The 17,526-nt window shown below is 43.6% G+C and carries 18 protein-coding genes; 3 read left to right on the forward strand and 15 right to left on the reverse strand.

Annotated elements, in window-relative coordinates:
* Positions 1 to 6 precede the first annotated feature (6 nt).
* The 11 genes from ACMXYS_RS13175 to ACMXYS_RS13225 all read right to left on the reverse strand — a co-directional run bounded on the left by ACMXYS_RS13175 (position 7) and on the right by ACMXYS_RS13225 (position 11,773).
* Entirely contained in the window at positions 7 to 1,233 is a 1,227-nt protein-coding gene (locus ACMXYS_RS13175; RefSeq protein ID WP_415896813.1) for a type II secretion system F family protein, read from the reverse strand.
* A 13-nt stretch (positions 1,234 to 1,246) separates the two neighbouring features.
* Positions 1,247 to 2,845, reverse strand: a complete 1,599-nt coding sequence (locus tag ACMXYS_RS13180; protein ID WP_415882136.1) for a GspE/PulE family protein — start codon at positions 2,843 to 2,845, stop codon at positions 1,247 to 1,249.
* The gene (locus ACMXYS_RS13185; protein WP_415882137.1) at positions 2,845 to 3,915 is read right to left on the reverse strand and encodes a type IV pilus twitching motility protein PilT; all 1,071 of its coding nucleotides are present in this window, start codon (positions 3,913 to 3,915) and stop codon (positions 2,845 to 2,847) included. The genes ACMXYS_RS13180 and ACMXYS_RS13185 overlap by 1 nt, the downstream gene beginning before the upstream one ends.
* Before the next feature lie 8 nt (positions 3,916 to 3,923).
* Complete coding sequence (locus tag ACMXYS_RS13190; protein ID WP_415882138.1) at positions 3,924 to 4,547, reverse strand: hypothetical protein; 624 nt, start codon at positions 4,545 to 4,547, stop codon at positions 3,924 to 3,926.
* Positions 4,544 to 6,565 carry a hypothetical protein gene (locus ACMXYS_RS13195; RefSeq protein ID WP_415882139.1) on the reverse strand — a complete coding sequence of 674 codons (2,022 nt, stop codon included), beginning with the start codon at positions 6,563 to 6,565 and terminating at the stop codon, positions 4,544 to 4,546. Before ACMXYS_RS13195 ends, ACMXYS_RS13190 begins: the two co-directional genes overlap by 4 nt.
* Positions 6,566 to 6,591: 26 nt before the next feature.
* A complete protein-coding gene (locus ACMXYS_RS13200; protein WP_415896814.1) occupies positions 6,592 to 7,062 on the reverse strand; it encodes a hypothetical protein in 471 nt (156 codons plus the stop codon).
* A gap of 77 nt (positions 7,063 to 7,139) precedes the next feature.
* Complete coding sequence (locus ACMXYS_RS13205; RefSeq protein ID WP_415882141.1) at positions 7,140 to 8,156, reverse strand: prepilin-type N-terminal cleavage/methylation domain-containing protein; 1,017 nt, start codon at positions 8,154 to 8,156, stop codon at positions 7,140 to 7,142.
* Positions 8,157 to 8,391: 235 nt separating this feature from the next.
* Positions 8,392 to 8,676 carry a hypothetical protein gene (locus ACMXYS_RS13210; RefSeq protein WP_415892334.1) on the reverse strand — a complete coding sequence of 95 codons (285 nt, stop codon included), beginning with the start codon at positions 8,674 to 8,676 and terminating at the stop codon, positions 8,392 to 8,394.
* Positions 8,677 to 8,829: 153 nt separating this feature from the next.
* Positions 8,830 to 9,078: a hypothetical protein gene (locus ACMXYS_RS13215; protein WP_415896815.1), complete on the reverse strand. Its 249-nt coding sequence runs from the start codon at positions 9,076 to 9,078 to the stop codon at positions 8,830 to 8,832.
* On the reverse strand, positions 9,075 to 11,213 hold the full coding sequence (locus ACMXYS_RS13220; protein ID WP_415896816.1) for a DUF3438 family protein: 2,139 nt from the start codon (positions 11,211 to 11,213) through the stop codon (positions 9,075 to 9,077). Before ACMXYS_RS13220 ends, ACMXYS_RS13215 begins: the two co-directional genes overlap by 4 nt.
* Positions 11,210 to 11,773: a hypothetical protein gene (locus ACMXYS_RS13225; protein WP_415896817.1), complete on the reverse strand. Its 564-nt coding sequence runs from the start codon at positions 11,771 to 11,773 to the stop codon at positions 11,210 to 11,212. Before ACMXYS_RS13225 ends, ACMXYS_RS13220 begins: the two co-directional genes overlap by 4 nt.
* Positions 11,774 to 11,891: 118 nt before the next feature.
* Between ACMXYS_RS13225 and ACMXYS_RS13230 the strand changes: the two genes are divergently transcribed.
* From ACMXYS_RS13230 to ACMXYS_RS13240, 3 genes are all read left to right on the forward strand, one after another.
* Entirely contained in the window at positions 11,892 to 12,371 is a 480-nt protein-coding gene (locus ACMXYS_RS13230; RefSeq protein ID WP_415896818.1) for a DoxX family protein, read from the forward strand.
* 345 nt (positions 12,372 to 12,716) lie between these two features.
* Positions 12,717 to 13,484 (forward strand): class II aldolase/adducin family protein, encoded by a 768-nt coding sequence (locus ACMXYS_RS13235; RefSeq protein WP_415882147.1) that lies wholly within the window; start codon positions 12,717 to 12,719, stop codon positions 13,482 to 13,484.
* Between the two features lie 31 nt (positions 13,485 to 13,515).
* Complete coding sequence (locus ACMXYS_RS13240; RefSeq protein ID WP_415896820.1) at positions 13,516 to 14,691, forward strand: mandelate racemase/muconate lactonizing enzyme family protein; 1,176 nt, start codon at positions 13,516 to 13,518, stop codon at positions 14,689 to 14,691.
* 57 nt (positions 14,692 to 14,748) lie between these two features.
* On the opposite strand, the gene ACMXYS_RS13245 is transcribed toward ACMXYS_RS13240, so the two are convergent.
* The 4 genes from ACMXYS_RS13245 to pdxJ are packed head-to-tail and all read right to left on the reverse strand — an operon-like array spanning position 14,749 to position 17,519.
* Positions 14,749 to 15,600, reverse strand: a complete 852-nt coding sequence (locus ACMXYS_RS13245) for an amidohydrolase family protein (protein WP_415896822.1) — start codon at positions 15,598 to 15,600, stop codon at positions 14,749 to 14,751.
* Between the two features lie 40 nt (positions 15,601 to 15,640).
* Positions 15,641 to 16,369: an SDR family NAD(P)-dependent oxidoreductase gene (locus tag ACMXYS_RS13250; protein ID WP_415896824.1), complete on the reverse strand. Its 729-nt coding sequence runs from the start codon at positions 16,367 to 16,369 to the stop codon at positions 15,641 to 15,643.
* 8 nt (positions 16,370 to 16,377) lie between these two features.
* Positions 16,378 to 16,752 (reverse strand): holo-ACP synthase, encoded by a 375-nt coding sequence (gene acpS, locus ACMXYS_RS13255; RefSeq protein ID WP_415896825.1) that lies wholly within the window; start codon positions 16,750 to 16,752, stop codon positions 16,378 to 16,380.
* Entirely contained in the window at positions 16,749 to 17,519 is a 771-nt protein-coding gene (gene pdxJ, locus ACMXYS_RS13260) for a pyridoxine 5'-phosphate synthase (RefSeq protein ID WP_415898251.1), read from the reverse strand. The genes acpS and pdxJ overlap by 4 nt, the downstream gene beginning before the upstream one ends.
* Positions 17,520 to 17,526: the final 7 nt, after the last annotated feature.

Genomic DNA, 17,526 nt, shown 5'->3' on the forward strand with positions numbered 1-17,526 from the left:
CCGACCTTAACCTGCAGAAACCTGCATCATCGCTTTGAAGAAGGCGTAATAGACGCCACCTACTAGACCACCCACAACTAATGTCATTGCAGGCTCAATCATTGCGATCATCCGTTTAATTCGAGCTTCCGCCTGATCTTGGTAGTAACGCCCGAGCTCCAACATGACATGTTCCAGCTCACCACTACGCTCACCGATACCCGCCATGTGTTGAACCATCATGGGAATATTTCGTTGGTTAAGGCCTACAGCTAAACTTCGACCGGCCAGAATTTCATCACTGGCATGAGAGAAACAAAGTGATAAGCGGTCGTTACCCACAACCGAGCTCACCACTCGAAGAGATTCAAGTACCGTTAAACCACTGCTTAATAGCATGGACATAGTCCATCCCATCTGAGCCATACCAGAGGTTTTAATCGAATTACCGACAAGAGGAAGGTTGATCAAAACACGATCGATAATGGCCTTACCAACCTTAGTGGTGTAAGCCACTAAAATCGCAAAGATAACCACACCAACCGTTACACCGAGGTAAAAGCCATAATCGATTAACCAAGCCGAGACATCCATCATAACTTGAGTTGCAGCAGGTAATTGCTGCGATTTTCCCTCGAGCAACTTGGCAAATTTCGGCACAATGCTCAACGCTAAGAAAAGAGTCACACCAAGCGCTGCGGTCACAACCAGAACTGGGTAGATCAAACTAGAAACAAATTGACGCTTCAGCGCAGCACTTCGCTCAAGCGAATCAGCCAAGCGCTCTAGTGTCATTTGTAATTCACCCGACGCTTCACCTGAAGCGATCAACTTGGCCACGATTGGCGGGAATTTACTGCCCTGCTTTTCAATCGCATTTGCAAAGCTACTACCGCCCTGAATTGCCACTAGAATATTGATCAAGCTATTACGCAGTTGAATCTTTTCGGTCATTTCCGAACAGAGCTCTAAGCCCTGCATTAAGGTGTTACCCGAGCGCAGCATTAGAGATAACTGGCGGAAGAAAATAACCTGGTCCGCGGCACTGGCGCTGGTATAGCGTTTAATTGAGATATAACTAAAAATCTTTGCGATAAAGGCAATCAAACTGAAAGCTTGGCCTCCCGCATCAAGCTTTAGGACATGTAAGGAGCGTGACCGTAATTGTGCGGTTGCGTCTGCAGCACTATTCGCTTCAACAGTGCCTTGACGCTCACGTCCCTGAGGGTCCAACGCTTTATAGCTGAACTTCATCAGATAGTTTCTCCTAATACAGATGCATTGCTTCTTGAAGGCTTGTTGTGCCTTCTAGCACTTTATCTCTGGCGTCTTGCCAGAGAGTACTGAGCAGACCTGCACCCGCAGCGGCTTCTGCTATCTGTTCATCTTCAGCACCCGAATGGATCAATAGCTCTATCTCTTTATCAATCCATAAGGTTTCATAAATACCTACACGTCCCCGGTAGCCACTACCGGTGCACTGAGGGCATCCATGGTTGCGATACAGAGTAATATCTTCACTCTGAGACAACTGAAGAATCTCACGCTCTCTCTGATCAGGCTGATAAGCCTCTTTACAGTGAGAACATAAACGACGTAACAATCGCTGAGCTAATACCCCAGCGAGCGTTGAAGAGATGAGGTAACGGGGACACCCTATATCAATAAGGCGGTTGACCGTGGCGACGGCGCTATTCGTATGTAAGGTGGACAGCACCATATGCCCAGTCATCGCTGCGCGAACCGCGGTCTCGGCCGTTTCGTTATCTCGAATTTCACCTACTAACATCACATCAGGGTCGTGACGTAGGAAAGATCGTAAGGCTTTGGAAAAGCTAACTTTTTCGGATACCTGAACCTGTGTAGTACCTTCAACAACCTGTTCAATAGGATCTTCAACCGTGAGGATATTTAACTGCGAAGCATCCAATTCACGCAGGGATGCATACAGCGTTGTACTTTTACCACTACCCGTAGGCCCCGTTACCAGAATAATGCCGTGAGGTTTGGCTAAAGCTTGCTTCATTGACGTGAGGATATGATCCGGCATACCCAAATCAGATAAGGTCTGACCTGCAGTACTTTGACCTAGAACCCTTAAGGTTGCTTTTTCACCCCAACGGCTAGGGATGGTCGCGACACGGAGCTCAACTTCATCAACCTCAAACCAATCTTGAATCTTGTAGCTAAAGCCACCATCCTGCGCCATATTTTGCTCAGCGATATCGAGGCCCGCAAGCACCTTGATACGCGACATCAGCGACTCAGAAAGCTCTTTACTGATCGGCCGTTCATAACTTTGCATCTTGCCATCGACTCGCATACGTAACAGCATGCCCGTCTCTTGAGGCTCGAAGTGAAGATCCGTTGCCGAGCAGATATACGCCTCTTTCATAATGTCATCAATAATCGTGACTGCATTCGCACCGATCTCATAAACATTAAAATGTTTACGAATGATTGATTCGATTAATGCTGGATCTGCTAACGCCGGTGTCGCACGTTTACCTATGATTCGCTGAACCGTATCCAAGCCCATACGATCATCGGGATCTGATAAAAGCACATATAATTCGCCTTGATATCTCACCGGAGCAAACATCCGCCGAAGCAATGTGTCAGCGTTAAATGGATTGAGCAAGTTAGTGTCAATCTCGATCGATTCACGATCTAGGAAGGGTAATGAACGGCTATCAGCTAAAGCTTGATACAAAGCCGTTTTGGGATAACGGCCTGTTCGGCACAACAGCTCAATCAAGTCGGTCCCTGATCGTCGAGCACTACTTTTAAGTTCAGGCAGCATTATCGGGTCAATTAGACCTGCCTGAGTACCGGCATTGAGCAAACTATTTTCTTGTGCAGCCATTATTGACCACCCAGCATACGCTCAAACGAACCAATATCTCTACACAAACTCCTGCCCGATTCGAGGGTAATCTTCTTCGCCGCAACTAAACGCGCAAGTGCCTGATCTAAAGTCTGCATTCCCTGCCGAGTACTACTCTCCATCACTGAATAGATTTGTTTGGATTTTGCGGATTCAATTAGGTTGGCAACGGCCGTGTTCACCATCAAAATTTCAGCAACAACCGCTCGACCTTTGCCGTTAGCCGTAGGTACTAAATTTTGAGCTACAACCGCTTTTAAAGCATGAGCGATACGTTGACGGGCAACACCTTGTTCGTTACCCGGGAAACTACCAATCAAACGTTCGACAACACCCACCGCATCATTAGTATGCAATGTTGAAAATACTAGATGACCGGTTTCAGCCGCTGTTAGCGCTGTTCGCATGGTCTCGAGGTCTCTCATCTCTCCGACCATGATTACATCAGGATCTTCTCGCAGCGCCGCTTTTACTGCACTGGCGAAGTCAGGTACATCCGTATAAAGCTCACGCTGGTGCACAATAGATTGCTTATTTTGGTGAACAAACTCCACCGGGTCTTCCACTGTCAAAATATGCTTAGCTTGATTCTCATTGATACTATTGAGTATAGCTGTCAGTGTCGTTGATTTACCGGAACCTGTCGCGCCGCAAACAAGGACCAAACCACTTTTTAACTCAGCCAGATAATCCATCTGTGGTGGCAAACCCAGCTCTCTGGTGGTTTTTAATCCACCATCTAAAAAACGGATAGCTAAAGCGGTATTACCTTGTTCTCTGTAGGCATTCACCCTAAAACGATGTCCAGCCTCCGTACTACAACCCATATCTAATGTTTGGTCGTTTTGAAATTGCTCTCGCTGGGAATCACTCATCAACGCATAGGCCATCTCATCCACCAGCTCAGATGAATATGGCTCTTCATTATTACGCGTAATTCGCCCATGAATACGATAGGTTGCAGGAAGGCCGACAGAGATATGAAGGTCAGAGGCTTCAAGACGAACACAGTCATCCATTAACTGCTGAATTTGATTAAGACTACTCATACAACGCCCTAGATCCGCAATTCCATCTCTACTTTTAACAAGCTATTTTGATCGTTGAGCAATTCAATATTGAGATCACTCACATAGACCTGATATTTCAATTGATTAAGTCCATCAACAAAGCTCACTAAATTTAAAAATTGACCACTTAAAACCAGCTTAAATACTGGCCGCTCCTGTAAGTAATCTCGGAGCTGCTCGCCAGATAATTGAACTACTTCAACACTAGGTTTCAGTTCGCTTGCTTTCATCCGAGCCACACGCAGTTGGTTAGCATAAGCGAGTTGAGTAAGTTCTAATTTCAGAGCTTCACGCGCGGTTGCATCGCCAATTGGCATCAATGAATTGGCATAGTCTTTTAGAGATGATTCCTGCTTTTTAAGCTGCCCCTCTAGCTTAGATAAAACCTGGTCACTGATTCCCTCTTCCAACTCTGGAGCCTTAAACTCCCCGATACGCTTTTCAATACGGTCAGCTTTGCGATTCGCCATTTTTTCGGTATGAAACATCGCCTGCCAAGTCTGCGCTGCATAAAACATGTAACCCGCCAGCAGAGCAAAAACAGTCAGAACAAGCACTTGTTTCCGCTCTTTACTGGATAGATTGAGGTACTTTTCCTTCACCCAGTTCATTTCTGACCCTCCGAAATATAAGCACTGACCTTCTGCCTTAGCGTGATATTCACTTGATAAGGGGCAAAGTCACTTTCATCTAAATTCTCATGCTGAGAGACATCAGAGCTAAACACTTGGTAATCAAGAGGAACCATTACTTTATTTAGCGCACTGACAAATTCCTGCCCTTGCGTATCCCGATGAGCCAATGCGGCAATCATTAATAACCCTTCGGACTGCGTAATGCTTTGAATGCTGACACCTTCAGGAGTCACCAAAATAAGTGACTTCAAAAGAATATTGATCAGGTTTTTATCTCGCGGAAATTCTTTTCCAAGAAGAATTAACAATTTTGAATTTAGAGCTACTTCTTCTTTCGCTTCTATAATTTTTTGCTTTAAATGAACTTGTTCAGCAGCAATTCCAGAAAATTGTTGTTTGAGTTTACTGTCTGTTTCAAAACGAGTATTCAACTGATCCAAACGCTCTTGTTGCTGCCACATATTCCAATGCATCCACCCAAGAAAGCCCATCATCAAAAAAGCCACAGCTACAGCGGCAGATATTTTTAGCACTTTCGGTGCAAGTAGCTTTTTAAAGAAAGAGACTTCGGCATCTTTTGCAGGAATCCAGCTCAATCTCGCTTTGGCGACATGATTTAAAAAGTGCTCTGCAGCGCCTGCGATACCAAGCAGTGCCTCATTAAAGAGATGCTCAGGTTTTGGAATATCCAACCCTTCAAAATTTAAGGTTTCTATATCTAGGGCTGTGCTATTAGATAAAGCAAAAAGAATTTCATCTTTCTCTTTACCCTGAAAATTGACATAGAGCTTGTGCAGATCGGACGGAAGAACACCTAATAAACGCTGAATTTCATCCTGACGCACGTCTCCATATTGACGCTCTTCAACACGAATTTCATTTACCGCGCTTGGACCACCTGTAATAAAGGCTAGCTGTTCTTGATGAATTTCCAATAAAGCTTGCTGGGGATCAGAGCAACGCTGAGCAAGCATCGCAAAACTACTACCTACCGCAGGATAAAAAGCCTGCAATTTAATACCATTAAGGTTAAAAGCCCCAACCCAACGACGGCGAACAGACTTGCTCATACCACTAACTAACCATTTATGAGCACTATCACCGTCATCGTCTTTACTTAACAACGCTTCATCGCTTAAACCTTGTGTAAGTTGTGGCTCCTCAGCCTGCCAACCATAGGCCAGATCATCATCAACTGCGATAAGTTTGCCTTGCAGGACAAAACACTCTTCTAATTGCTCATGGGTAATATAATTAAGCTGTACAGCAAGATCGCCGAATCTCAGAAGCCCCTCTTGCCCGCCCTGGCTTTGCCTAATTTGAAGCTCTTCGACTAATTCATCTCGCTGGGAGGCTGTTAAGTAACCACGCTCCACCAGCATTGATCCAATTAACCAGTGTTTATTTTGCTGAGTTAAAGTGCCTTCCAACTCCCAACGAATAAGCTCGCGCATTTCATCCTCAGAGCGAGGACGCAATGGACTAACGGGGAGTTCAACAATGGAAGAGATTACACTAGGAGTAACTAAGATAGCTTGCTTGGGAAGGCGCTTATGATGCAGCTTAAGCTGATCAACGACTTCTGCGATGGCACGGGTAAAATCAACATTATTCGATTCCGCTGCAGGACCGAGCAATGCCCCATGACGAGCATCACAAACTAAAACCCCACGCAATCCAAAGCTACCAGCCTGAAAGGCTAAAAGATTGTAACTAGCGCCCGGCGTAGGTAAACGAATCCCACTGATGAGGGATTTAAATCGACTTTCTTTCTGCTCTGCAGCAACAAGTTCAGGATCGACGATATCATTTTGATCAGAAGCCTTATCATTTGCCGTTGATAAATATGGGGACTCACCAACAACCCCTTCTTTATCCATCAAACCAGGCTCAAAAGGATTAACTAAATCATGTTCATCTAAAGGCAACTCATCTAGATGATTTTCATCATCAAGAGGTGGCTTTCGCTTTAAAAACTTTTGCAGCACTGACATTAAGTGGATACCAAGAGAGAAAAGAATTAATCCAAAGTTTTTTCTTGAGCAGCAACGATTACTAATCGCGGCCCGTTGGAGTAGTTATAGATATGCATGGCATAAAACTGCACAGGCTTTTCTAATTCTATTTTTTTCAACATTTTTGCTGCTTCATGAGTGACGTACACCCCTAAAACAGGGCCATTTTTCAAACCTACAAAAGCACTGTGGTCAATATTGGGGAGCTCTTCATCCCTTTCCCAAAGCTGCAAGGCATCGTAGGCCAAAGAAAACCTTCCAGGTTTAGGACGAGCCATTAGTAATGCCTGAAACTGAATTGCTTCAGGTTGAAGCATGAGGCGCTGTTTTTTTTCAGCCATCGTTGCAGATACATAATTAGCCTTAACAAAGGTAGCTAATTCGATACTACGATAGGTGTCTCGCAGCTTATCTAATGAAGAATCAGCATGTAATTGCAGAGAAAAAAAGAAGAAGAACAAAAAATAATAGCGCATGATCTAACCACAACGTTGATACTAAAAAGCCGGTCAGGATGACCTAACCGGCTTAAGGGTTATCCGGTTAAACCGAATTAGATAGTGTTACGAGTACCGTCCCACTCACCCAGTTCTTCTTCTTTAGTATCACCAGCGCCATCAACGATCGCAGAAAGCACTACCTGATCACCAGCATTGATGGAGCCTGCACCGTCAAAATCACCCACGTTGAATAGTGCAACAAAACGGTTGTATTCAGTTTCAGATACGTGGCGGTATACAGGAACAGAAGTCATACCACCTAGATCGTTAGCATTAAACAAGTTAGAGGCAGGACCTAGACCTACAGCTAAGAACGCTTTACTTGTTGCCGTTGCCAAGTTAGTACCATCATACTCAACAATACCAGCAGCTACAGGCTGACCAAGAAGACGCTCTTCACCACCTGTCCAGAATGCAGCCTGATCGCCTGCAGCTAGAGTACGAGCAAAGCCACAACCGTTACCATCAGGAGTAAGGAAGATGTTACCCGCTACAACGTGGTTACTACGAGAAGCGATTGTTGCCTGCATGTTTACATCAGTACAAGCATCACCAGAAGCAGTTACGAAGCCATGAACTGCATCATCACCTTGGTCTTCACCTAAGTACTGAAGCTGCGTCACACCACCTGCATCCAGAATACCCACAATGTCTGCGGTCAATGCAATCGTATCAATATCTTCAATCGCCAATACGCTCGATGCAGTCGCTGCAGTTACACCAGCGGTATCAGAAGTAGCAGCAACGAGTAGTGAATCATAGTTGTTTGGTAACGTATTCTTGTTTAGTACACGGAAAGTACGAACACCTTTGTTTAGCTCATCCATCATTGCAACGTGAGCTGCTGCAGATGCACGTGCGTCCGTATCTTGAAGAGCGATAGCCGCAGTACCAGCGATAGCCGCAAGAATTGCTACAACAACGAGTAGCTCAAGCAGTGTAAAACCGCCCTGCTTAGCTTTAAGTGAACGGAATTTAGAACGAAGCTCGGCATCTTGAATCTGAGATTCTTCAACTTTTGCAAAACGAGCCATTAGCGCTTCGCGCTTTTCCATTAGAGATTTCAACATTTTTATAAATTCCAGTTTCTAAAACGATTTTGGGTTAAGACTGTTTGACGTAAGAGCTGACTCTCCCCCAGAGAGCTACGGCATCTCACCCAGTCCGATTTAGAACGCTTCCCTTGGCGCTGCTTCTACCGCGAAACTAAGGCCACCCGCCTTGCACCATTTCAGAGCAATTCCTTTTACTCCTACTGCAGCTAAACTGCATACCTGATCTCTCAGGCAAAAATTAAAAAGAGACTCACGAAGAAAGAAGATCTCTTTTCAATAAAGCTTTAATTGGCGATTCATTCGCCAAAGCACTGTCGCAATCCAGTACGTAACGGTACTGTTTACCACAATGCAGAATCACTTCCTTTTGACCACGACGTAGAATTTTGATTTCTACACCAATATCTCCATAGCCGTCGTGACTAAATAGATCCGTGTAGAGTTCAAATAACTGACCCAACACTTCTTTATGCTGCTCAAGCTTTGCCAATTGCTCAGCTTGGTTACTACCCGTTTGAGTTTGCACTTGATTCACAACACTACCTTTATATTTTTCACTCAATCTTAAAGTTGAGTTTATAAGTAAGCTTCCGTGCTTTGATTTCCAATCAATCTAAGTGCGAATCATTATCATTATTGCCATCATATATGTCAATAGCTTAATTTACGTTTTTTACATTTAAGTAAATCAGTCTTGATATTTAATGGTTGGAATATCCGATTTATCAGCCAAATCAAACTCAATAAAGTAGCCTGACTGATCTTCACCACTAACAGACTCAGTATGTGGATATACGTATAGAGAAATTGCAGAAGCAGGCTTGATAGAAGCACCTACCTCAAATGCGGTATGAGACTGATTCGTTTGATTCAGCGTACAGCCCGATAGAATAAGCACACAAGCAAACGCTAGAAATTTAGTTAAAACAGCCATCATTGCTTCCCTTTACTATTTACTTCAGCGACAACTTGGTTGAAAGGCATTCTAGATAACAGATACAAATCCCCTTCATCACCAGCCTGCCCAAAAGCTGCTAGTCGCTCTTGACCTGCAGCAGAAGCCAACCAATTACCAGGTAATTCAGTCAGATCAATGGATCTAGACTTATCAAGGTGGTTACGCGCTTTAAGCAAAGTGATATGCAAACCATTTTGCTGCCAACTCCCCACAGGCCAAACACTCAAGGAAGAATCAGAGAAAATAAATGATAGAGGTGACAAGGTTACTGGTACATCGACCAATCCCTTTGGCTTTTCAATATCATCACCTCGACCAATCTGCGCTGCGTAACGCGTTAAGCGAATATAATCGGCAACCGAATACTGTTTTGAATTTTGCGCTAAAGATTGCGCATCAACTTCTGGTGCAAACTCTTTAACCTTTCGGCTTTGATCTTCAGATTCTTCCGGGTTCATCAATACATGGGGGGTGATCAGCATCACGTACTGAGACTTTTCATCCCTTTCCTCTTTAGAGCGAAACATTTCGCCAATAATAGGAACTTGACCAAGCAAGGGAACAACCGTTTCATAGTCAGACTGCTCACTCGTAATCATCCCTCCGAGCGCAATAGTCTTACCGTCTTTTGCAACTACAACAGTTTTCACATTGGATTCCTGAACGGCATCCAGAGGAATCGTTTCTATACGATTAGTTTCAGAATTAAAAAAAGGAAAATTCATACCATTTCTTTCAATACTGGAAGTATCTTGAAATATATCAATTGTCACCGTTCGATCAGCATTGACACTCGGCAATAGAATCAGGGTATTACCGATTTTACGACGCTCGGTTTCTAAGGTTGTTGTAGTACTGGAGGTTCGGTCACCATTATTGTTTGCTGCAGAAAATTCAGTATCCGTTTCTAAATTAACCGGCACAACCTGCTCAGAGCCGATAAACAAGCGTGCTGGTCGATTGTTAGAAGCCAACATCACAGGCTTAGCCACAACTTCTGCTTGATTATTCTGTTCTAAAAAAGCTACTTTCGCAGTTACATAGTTACTGAAGAACTCGTAAAAGCCGCCATCAACTTCGTTAAATCCAAAGCCAGTACTTTTTTTACCTAACAGTTGCGAAAAAGTATTTGTTAGCTCATTTATACCAACCCCACTTGTTTGATACTGAGCATTCCTCAAATCTAAACTACTCGGACTTTGGCTTTCTAATGCCTGATAGTTACCAGTTACATTCAAGGCATCATTAAAACTAAGATCAAAATCCTGCTCATAGCCTTCGCCCACATCTATCTTCACAATCTTCATCTCAAGCAAAACTTGAGGCGTAGGCTTATCACTTTCTTCTATTAAGTGAGCGATTTCAGCCAAAGCATTTTCGTCGCTAGTACGAACATGGAGCAGGTTATGAATTTTGTTGGTTGCTATATAAATTGGTGTTTTCGCGCCCAATAATTTATTGGCGGAATCTTCAGAAACCTCTTCTGCACCACCTAACTGGCGAAGCGCACCTTTTGAAAGTGATTTTTCGGCAACCTGGTTCCCATCAGCTTGATCAAATTCTTCGCGCTCCAATTCTTGGATCTTTATCTCGTTCGAATCATCAGAATCACTATTTATCGTAGTGGCCTCATTGGTATCCCCTACCTCTAGATCCAATCCCTGAAAATCATCATTCCCCTGCTGGAGAGAAAGGCGTACACGATCACCAAATAAGCTCTGAATAGTGACAGCGGTGGTACTTACATTTTGATGACGAAGCGTAAAAGTCCGAATCACGTCATCTCTATAAACCACAATATCATCCTGATACTGCTTCTCAGTCATAATGATGTAACTATTCCCTAACTTGCTATATCGGTACCAAAGGCCCGCCACTCGAGATAGCATTTCTACTGCGTGCTTCAGTTCTGTATTTTGCAATAACAAAGTAACCTTTTCCGAACTAGCCTCTTTTGTTACAGCAATATTCGCCCCCGTCATTGAGGAAAGAATACGAGCGGCATCACGTATTTCAGCATCCTTAAATTCAACAAACTCAATACGAGATCCCGCCTGAACGCTACCCACCAGCAAAGAAGCGACAATTAGGAAAACACTAAAAAAACGTTTCACTGCACTACTACCTTTTCACCCAGACTTCCAAACTCAACAATCAGGTTGAGAGCATTAATCTCTACAACTCGGATCACCATATCGCCACCTAACTGCTGTAAACCGACCTTATCACCTTCATGCACAACAAAGGTTCCTTGCCCTTCAATCTCTAAAAGCCCAGCCTTTTCTTCATCTGATTTGATAAACCCACGAAACTGCATAACAGGCAGCCCTCCTTGATCTTGCTCCCTTTTACCTGCGAGGGTCTTATTTAAAATACTTGAAGCCCCTAGAGACTCTGCCGTTTTCTGGCGTGGAATAAATCTTGGTTTTGCAGCCTTTTGCTCTACCTTAAGCTCTTGCTGTACCAACCTTTCGAATGGGTCTCGATGCCGATTCTTTACTTGCTTATTTAACTTCTGGTTAATCTGCGAGTAATAATCATCAAGCGTTTGCAAATTTTTACCTAGGTCTGTCCTATTGATCAAACGATCAACCACATCAGAGGCTTCTTCAGGCTCAGCGGCAAAAACAACTCCAGACAAGCAGCCCAAAAACACCAAAAAAAAAGTCCTCACTCAGACACCCCAACATCAGGTTATATGCACAAAGCGTGATATTTTAAACTAACCCTTGAAAAAAACAATGATGAGAATCATTATCTATTACTTTCTCAATTAAAGTGATAGGATCTAGATGCAAATGGATTTAGCCCTTCTGGGATTAAGGCTTACGCTTGGCTCAATTTTTATTGTCCATGCTTGTGATAAATTTGGCTTAGAAAGCGTCTGGCTTTTGTGGGAACTCGATAACTGGACCGCCTACTTCACCCAGGCAATCATTCCATTTGCTGAAATAATTAATAGTTTGTTTCCTTTCTTGAACTCCGAACAAGCTTTTTGGCTTGCTCTAATTACAGCATCTATCGAACTAATTGCGGGATGGTGCCTTGTATTAGGTCTAGCAAGCAGAATCGCAGGCTTTTTACTCACATTAATGATGGGCGTCGCAATATACTTTCACTTTCCCCAAGGGTTTTATGGAAGCGATGGCGGATACGAATGGGCAATGCTATGCCTGGGAGGCAGCCAAGTCATCATGCTACTAGGTGAGGGAAACTTTTCTTTATCAGCTCTCTTTAGAGCCGTCAGTACTGAGCAGACAAAATCGATCTAAACTAAAGCCTTTAGCTAGCTCACAACAACCAAACATGGGTTTGATCGTTTAGCTAAAGAAAATATTAACCAACAAATGGAAGAAACATAAAACCTAATGCAACAGCACCAACAAAAGCAATAACTGGAAATTCCAATGCGGATTTATTAACAGGGCTATTCATAACAACTCCCCTTATCAGTAATAGGAATCATTATTATCTAAGAAGAAACCAAATGCAAATAATTCTTATTAGTGAATAATCATTTCATTGGCATCATGTTCTTTATTTCGTCGCTCCCTGTATAATTCTGGCAATCAATATTGCTCGTCAAAGGCACATCTATTTAAGCCAGAGGATTTTTTATGCTGGAGCTTCCACAACTCAATTTAAAAAACAAAGTTTCTCCAGAGGAATGGCAGGTACGGGTAGATCTAGCCGCCTGCTACAGGCTAGTGGAAGATTTAGGCTGGGGAGATCTAATCTATACCCATATTTCAGCAAAAGTGCCAGAAACAGATCATTATCTGGTAAATGCATTTGGCCTGACATTTGATGAAGTTACCGCATCAAACTTGGTTAAGGTTGATCTTGAAGGAAATGTTCTCGACGATACTCCTTTCAATATTAACCCTGCAGGTTTTACTATCCACAGCGCCGTTCACTCTGTACGCAGTGATGCACACTGTGTTCTTCACTTGCATACAAAAGAATCTATTGCGGTAGCTTCCCTAAAATGCGGGCTATTACCCCTTAGCCAATATTCCTGTTTCCAATTGGCTTCATTGGGTTATCACCAGTATGAGGGCCTTGCTGTTAATCAGGATGAGAAAGTGCGTTTAAAAGAAGATTTGGGTAATAACAACCACCTTTTACTTCCTAACCATGGCGCTCTCACCGTTGGTCCGACCGTAGGCGATGCATTTATGCGCATGTATGACCTACAACGTGCTTGTGAAATTCAATTATTAATTCAATCAACAGGTCAAGATGCTATAGAAGTGGCTCCAGAAATCGTTGATGGCATATCTAAACAAGCAAATGTCGTTCATTCAGGAACTACCGGTGGACAGAAGTCATGGCCTGCAATGCTTCGTAAAGCCTACCGACTTGATCCAAGCTTTGCGCAATAATCTGAAAATTACCGAATAATAAGGCTGATTCATGAAAATAAATCGCGTAGAAATTTTTGATATTCACTGTCCGGATCGTCCTGTTTGGAATCCGGTATTTGTTCGAGTACACACAGATGAAGGCATCAGCGGTGTAGGTGAAGCGGGCTTAGCTTACGACCTAGGTCATAGTGCTGCTGCAAACATGATTAAAGAATTTGCAGAAGAGATGCTGCTTGGTCGTGACCCATTCCAAACTGAAGACCTTTGGAACCTAATGCTACGTGGTAGCTTTTGGGGTCTAGGTGGCGGCCCTATTATCTATGCTGCAATGAGTGCGATCGATACTGCGTTATGGGACATTAAAGGTAAGGCTCTAGATCTACCTGTTTACCAACTGCTTGGCGGTAAAGTTAACGATAAACTACGCACTTATGCCAGCCAGCTTCAATTTGATTGGGATTCAGAATTTAAAGCCCTAACAGATCCTGAAGATTATGCAAAAGCGACTGAAAAAGCGCTGGCAGAAGGTTATGACGCTGTAAAAGTCGATCCGATCATGTATAACGAAAAGGGCGAAACCTTCTTCGATCGTACTAAGCTCTTTACTAACAAAGAGATGAAGATGTTCCGCGACCGCTTAATGGCTATCCGTGAAACCATGGGTGATGACGGTGATATCATTTTTGAATGTCACAGTTTGCCAGGCGCTTCAACCGCGATTCAATTGGGTGAGTTGGTCGAAGAAGCACGCTGCATGTACTTTGAAGAGCCAGTGAACTACTTAAACTCGGAGCTGCATAAACGCGTAGCCGACAAAGTAAATGTTCCAATTGCCGGTGGCGAACGTTTGTATAACCGCTGGGGTGTTCGTCCGTATCTTGAAGATCAAAGTCTAGATGTACTACAACCAGATATCGGTTTATGTGGTGGATTTACAGAAACGAAAAAGGTTTGTGATTACGCAGACGTATACGACGTTCGAATTCAAGCCCACGTTTGTGGTGGCCCAGTAGCAACAGCGGCCTCTTTGCATCTTGAAACAGCGATTCCAAACTTCTTAATCCATGAACATCACACCTATGCGATTAAGCAATGGAACCGTGAGCTTTGTATTCAAGACCCTCAACCAGTAGACGGCTTCTTCCAAGTTTCTGAAGAGCCTGGAATTGGTATCGAATTGAACGATGAGGTAGTAATGCGTTCACCGCGTATTGAAGTTAAGTAATTTTCTACTTCATATAAAAAGGGCGCTATCAGGCGCCCTTTTTATTTTCTAATCACGCTAATCGATATCTAACTGGTATATTCGCTTAGCGTTTTCAAATATCAGCATCTCTTTCTCAAAGCCCTTCCACTTCATCTCTTTGAGATACCTCTGCCATAAATCTTCATAACTACAAGCCAATTCAGAAACAGGGAAGTTACTCGCCAACATCACCCGAGTAAGCCCAAATTGCCTAACGGCAAAACTTATAATAGGTTTGGCCTGCTCCGAACTCCAATCACGATTAAACATCTCCCAACCAGAGCATTTAATAGAACATTCTGGATGATGTGCTAGCCGAGTAATCGAGTGCATCCACTGTTCATTCAGCTGTACAGGTGACCCGCAATGGTTAATCACGACCTTTAAATTTGGCAACTGTTGCATTACATCCGCAAGTGCACAAGACGCACCTGGATCAGATAAAGACAGCTGAGCTTCGAAAATTAGCTGGTTATCAGATAGTACCGCAAGACGTTTAAAGACATTTGGATTGGACAACACTTCCTGAGCGGCATTATCTAAGATATATCTCACACCAACTAATGACTTCAATTCTTGTAGTTTTTCCAGATGCTCATCAAAGCTATCGGAAGTTAGATCAAGATAAGCTATTGAACGAAAAGGTAACTCACAATGACTTTCAAGCCACTCCAATTCACGCCACGGATGGGAATTATCAAAACCCGCTTCGATATGTACAAAACCTACAATATCTGCTGAGCCTGATTGGCTTAAATCACCTTCGCTATAACCGCGCCTAATCTTATTTTTATCAGACCATTCAGGCGTGTGCCCTTCTTGCAGCCAGTGATAATCCCCTTTTTCAAGATTAAACAGGTGCAGATGCGGGTCTATCACTCTACTCATATACCGCCTTTAGATCGCAAGTTTCACTTTTACAGCTCAATTACTGGGCTGTATAACCACCATCAATTAACTGCAAACTACCGGTAATAAAACGAGCATCATCACCAATCAATAATGCAACAAGTGCAGCAACCTCCTCTGGCTGGCCTATACGCCCTAATGGCTGCAAAGCTGCTTCTTCTTGATGTACAACACTTTTTTCACTTCCGCTGCTCTCACAATAGCGGTCAATTGCATTGTGGTAAAGTGGTGTTTCTATGGTTCCGGGGCAAACAGCATTAGCTCGAATTCCAAAAGAAGCGTAATCTAATGCTGTGGTCTTAGCCATTGAAGCAAGCGCCGCTTTACTCATGTTGTAAGCAAAAGAGTTTCTTTTAGCAATAACAGACTGATCCGAGCCTAACAAAACAATTGAGCCCGAGCCTTGCTGTCGCATGTGAGGTAGTACAGATTGTAAAAGGAAATAGGCCCCCTTTACATTAATCGCCATCACTCGATCAAAGTCCGCTTCTAAAGTGTCTTCTATAGTTGCGGAGAAATGAATTCCGGCATTGGATACAACACCATCAATCCTGCCAGATTCCTTGATGACATGATCAATAGCTTGTGTAACCTGATTTGAATCAGTCATGTCACATTGAATAAATTCGCCGACCTCAGATTCACTCAGGTCTAAGTTATAAACCTTGTAACCGTCATCTAATAAACGCTCAACGACAGCTCGTCCTATACCAACAGAACCACCTGTAACGACACAAATCCTAGTCATAGAACTCTTCATCCCTCAGCAATAACAAACGCAACAATGTAATCTTTCTCATCACTGTAACTTAGATGCATACATGCAACTTCAAGCTTTTCGGCGCGCTCTGCAGCACCTCCTGATAGACTCACTTCGGGTCGACCATTCTTATCTTTCGTAATCTCAATATGCTTCCAACTAACGCCTCGCCCAATACCTGTGCCTAAAGCTTTAGATACCGCTTCTTTGGCACAAAAACGTTTAGCTAGAAACAGAGGTGGATTGGATACTTTGAGGAACTGTTCATATTCGGAAGTAGATAAGATACGTTGCGGCAAGGCAGGCGTTCTGTCCAACGCCTGCTCCATGCGGCTGATCTGAAGAATATCGGTCCCGATACCTCGAATCATCGCTTTAATGCATCTCTTTGCGGCTGAATTCGAGCTTGGGCCTGAAGCATCTGTTGCTTAATTTCAGATACCGCTTCTTTTAAACCAACAAATAAGGCACGCGCAATAATCCCGTGGCCAATATTAAGCTCATTCATCTCAGGAATTTCAGCGATCTGCTCAACATTATGATAATGCAAACCATGGCCGGCGTTTACAATTAGGCCTTTTTGGTAAGCATAGGTAGCTGCTTCACGGATACGTTTCAGCTCATCTGCCTGTTCTGCAGAAGATTCAGCTTCTGCGTAAGCACCTGTATGCAATTCAATCACTGGAGCACCACAACGAATAGTTGCATTAATCTGTGCTGGCTCCGGATCAATAAATAGAGACACCTCGATACCTGCCGCAGCTAATCGATCACAAGCTTCTTTCACCCGCTCTTCTTGACCAGCGACATCCAAACCACCTTCGGTCGTCAACTCTTCACGCTTCTCTGGAACTAAACAGCAATGAGTAGGCTTTACATCTTCAGCAATGGCAATCATCTCTTCAGTCACAGCCATCTCGAAGTTCATACGTGTCTGTAATGTCTCTTTCAAAAGATAAACATCACGATCTTGGATATGGCGACGATCTTCTCGCAGATGAATTGTAATACCATCGGCACCAGCCTCTTCCGCTAGCGCAGCAGCCTGAACAGTATCCGGGTAGCGTGTACCACGCGCTTGGCGAATCGTAGCGACATGGTCAATATTGACCCCTAATAACAAACGGGATGGTTCAATCACACCA

Source organism: Neptuniibacter sp. QD57_21 (assembly GCF_047778075.1).
In the GTDB taxonomy this organism is placed as follows: Bacteria; Pseudomonadota; Gammaproteobacteria; order Pseudomonadales; family Balneatricaceae; genus Neptuniibacter.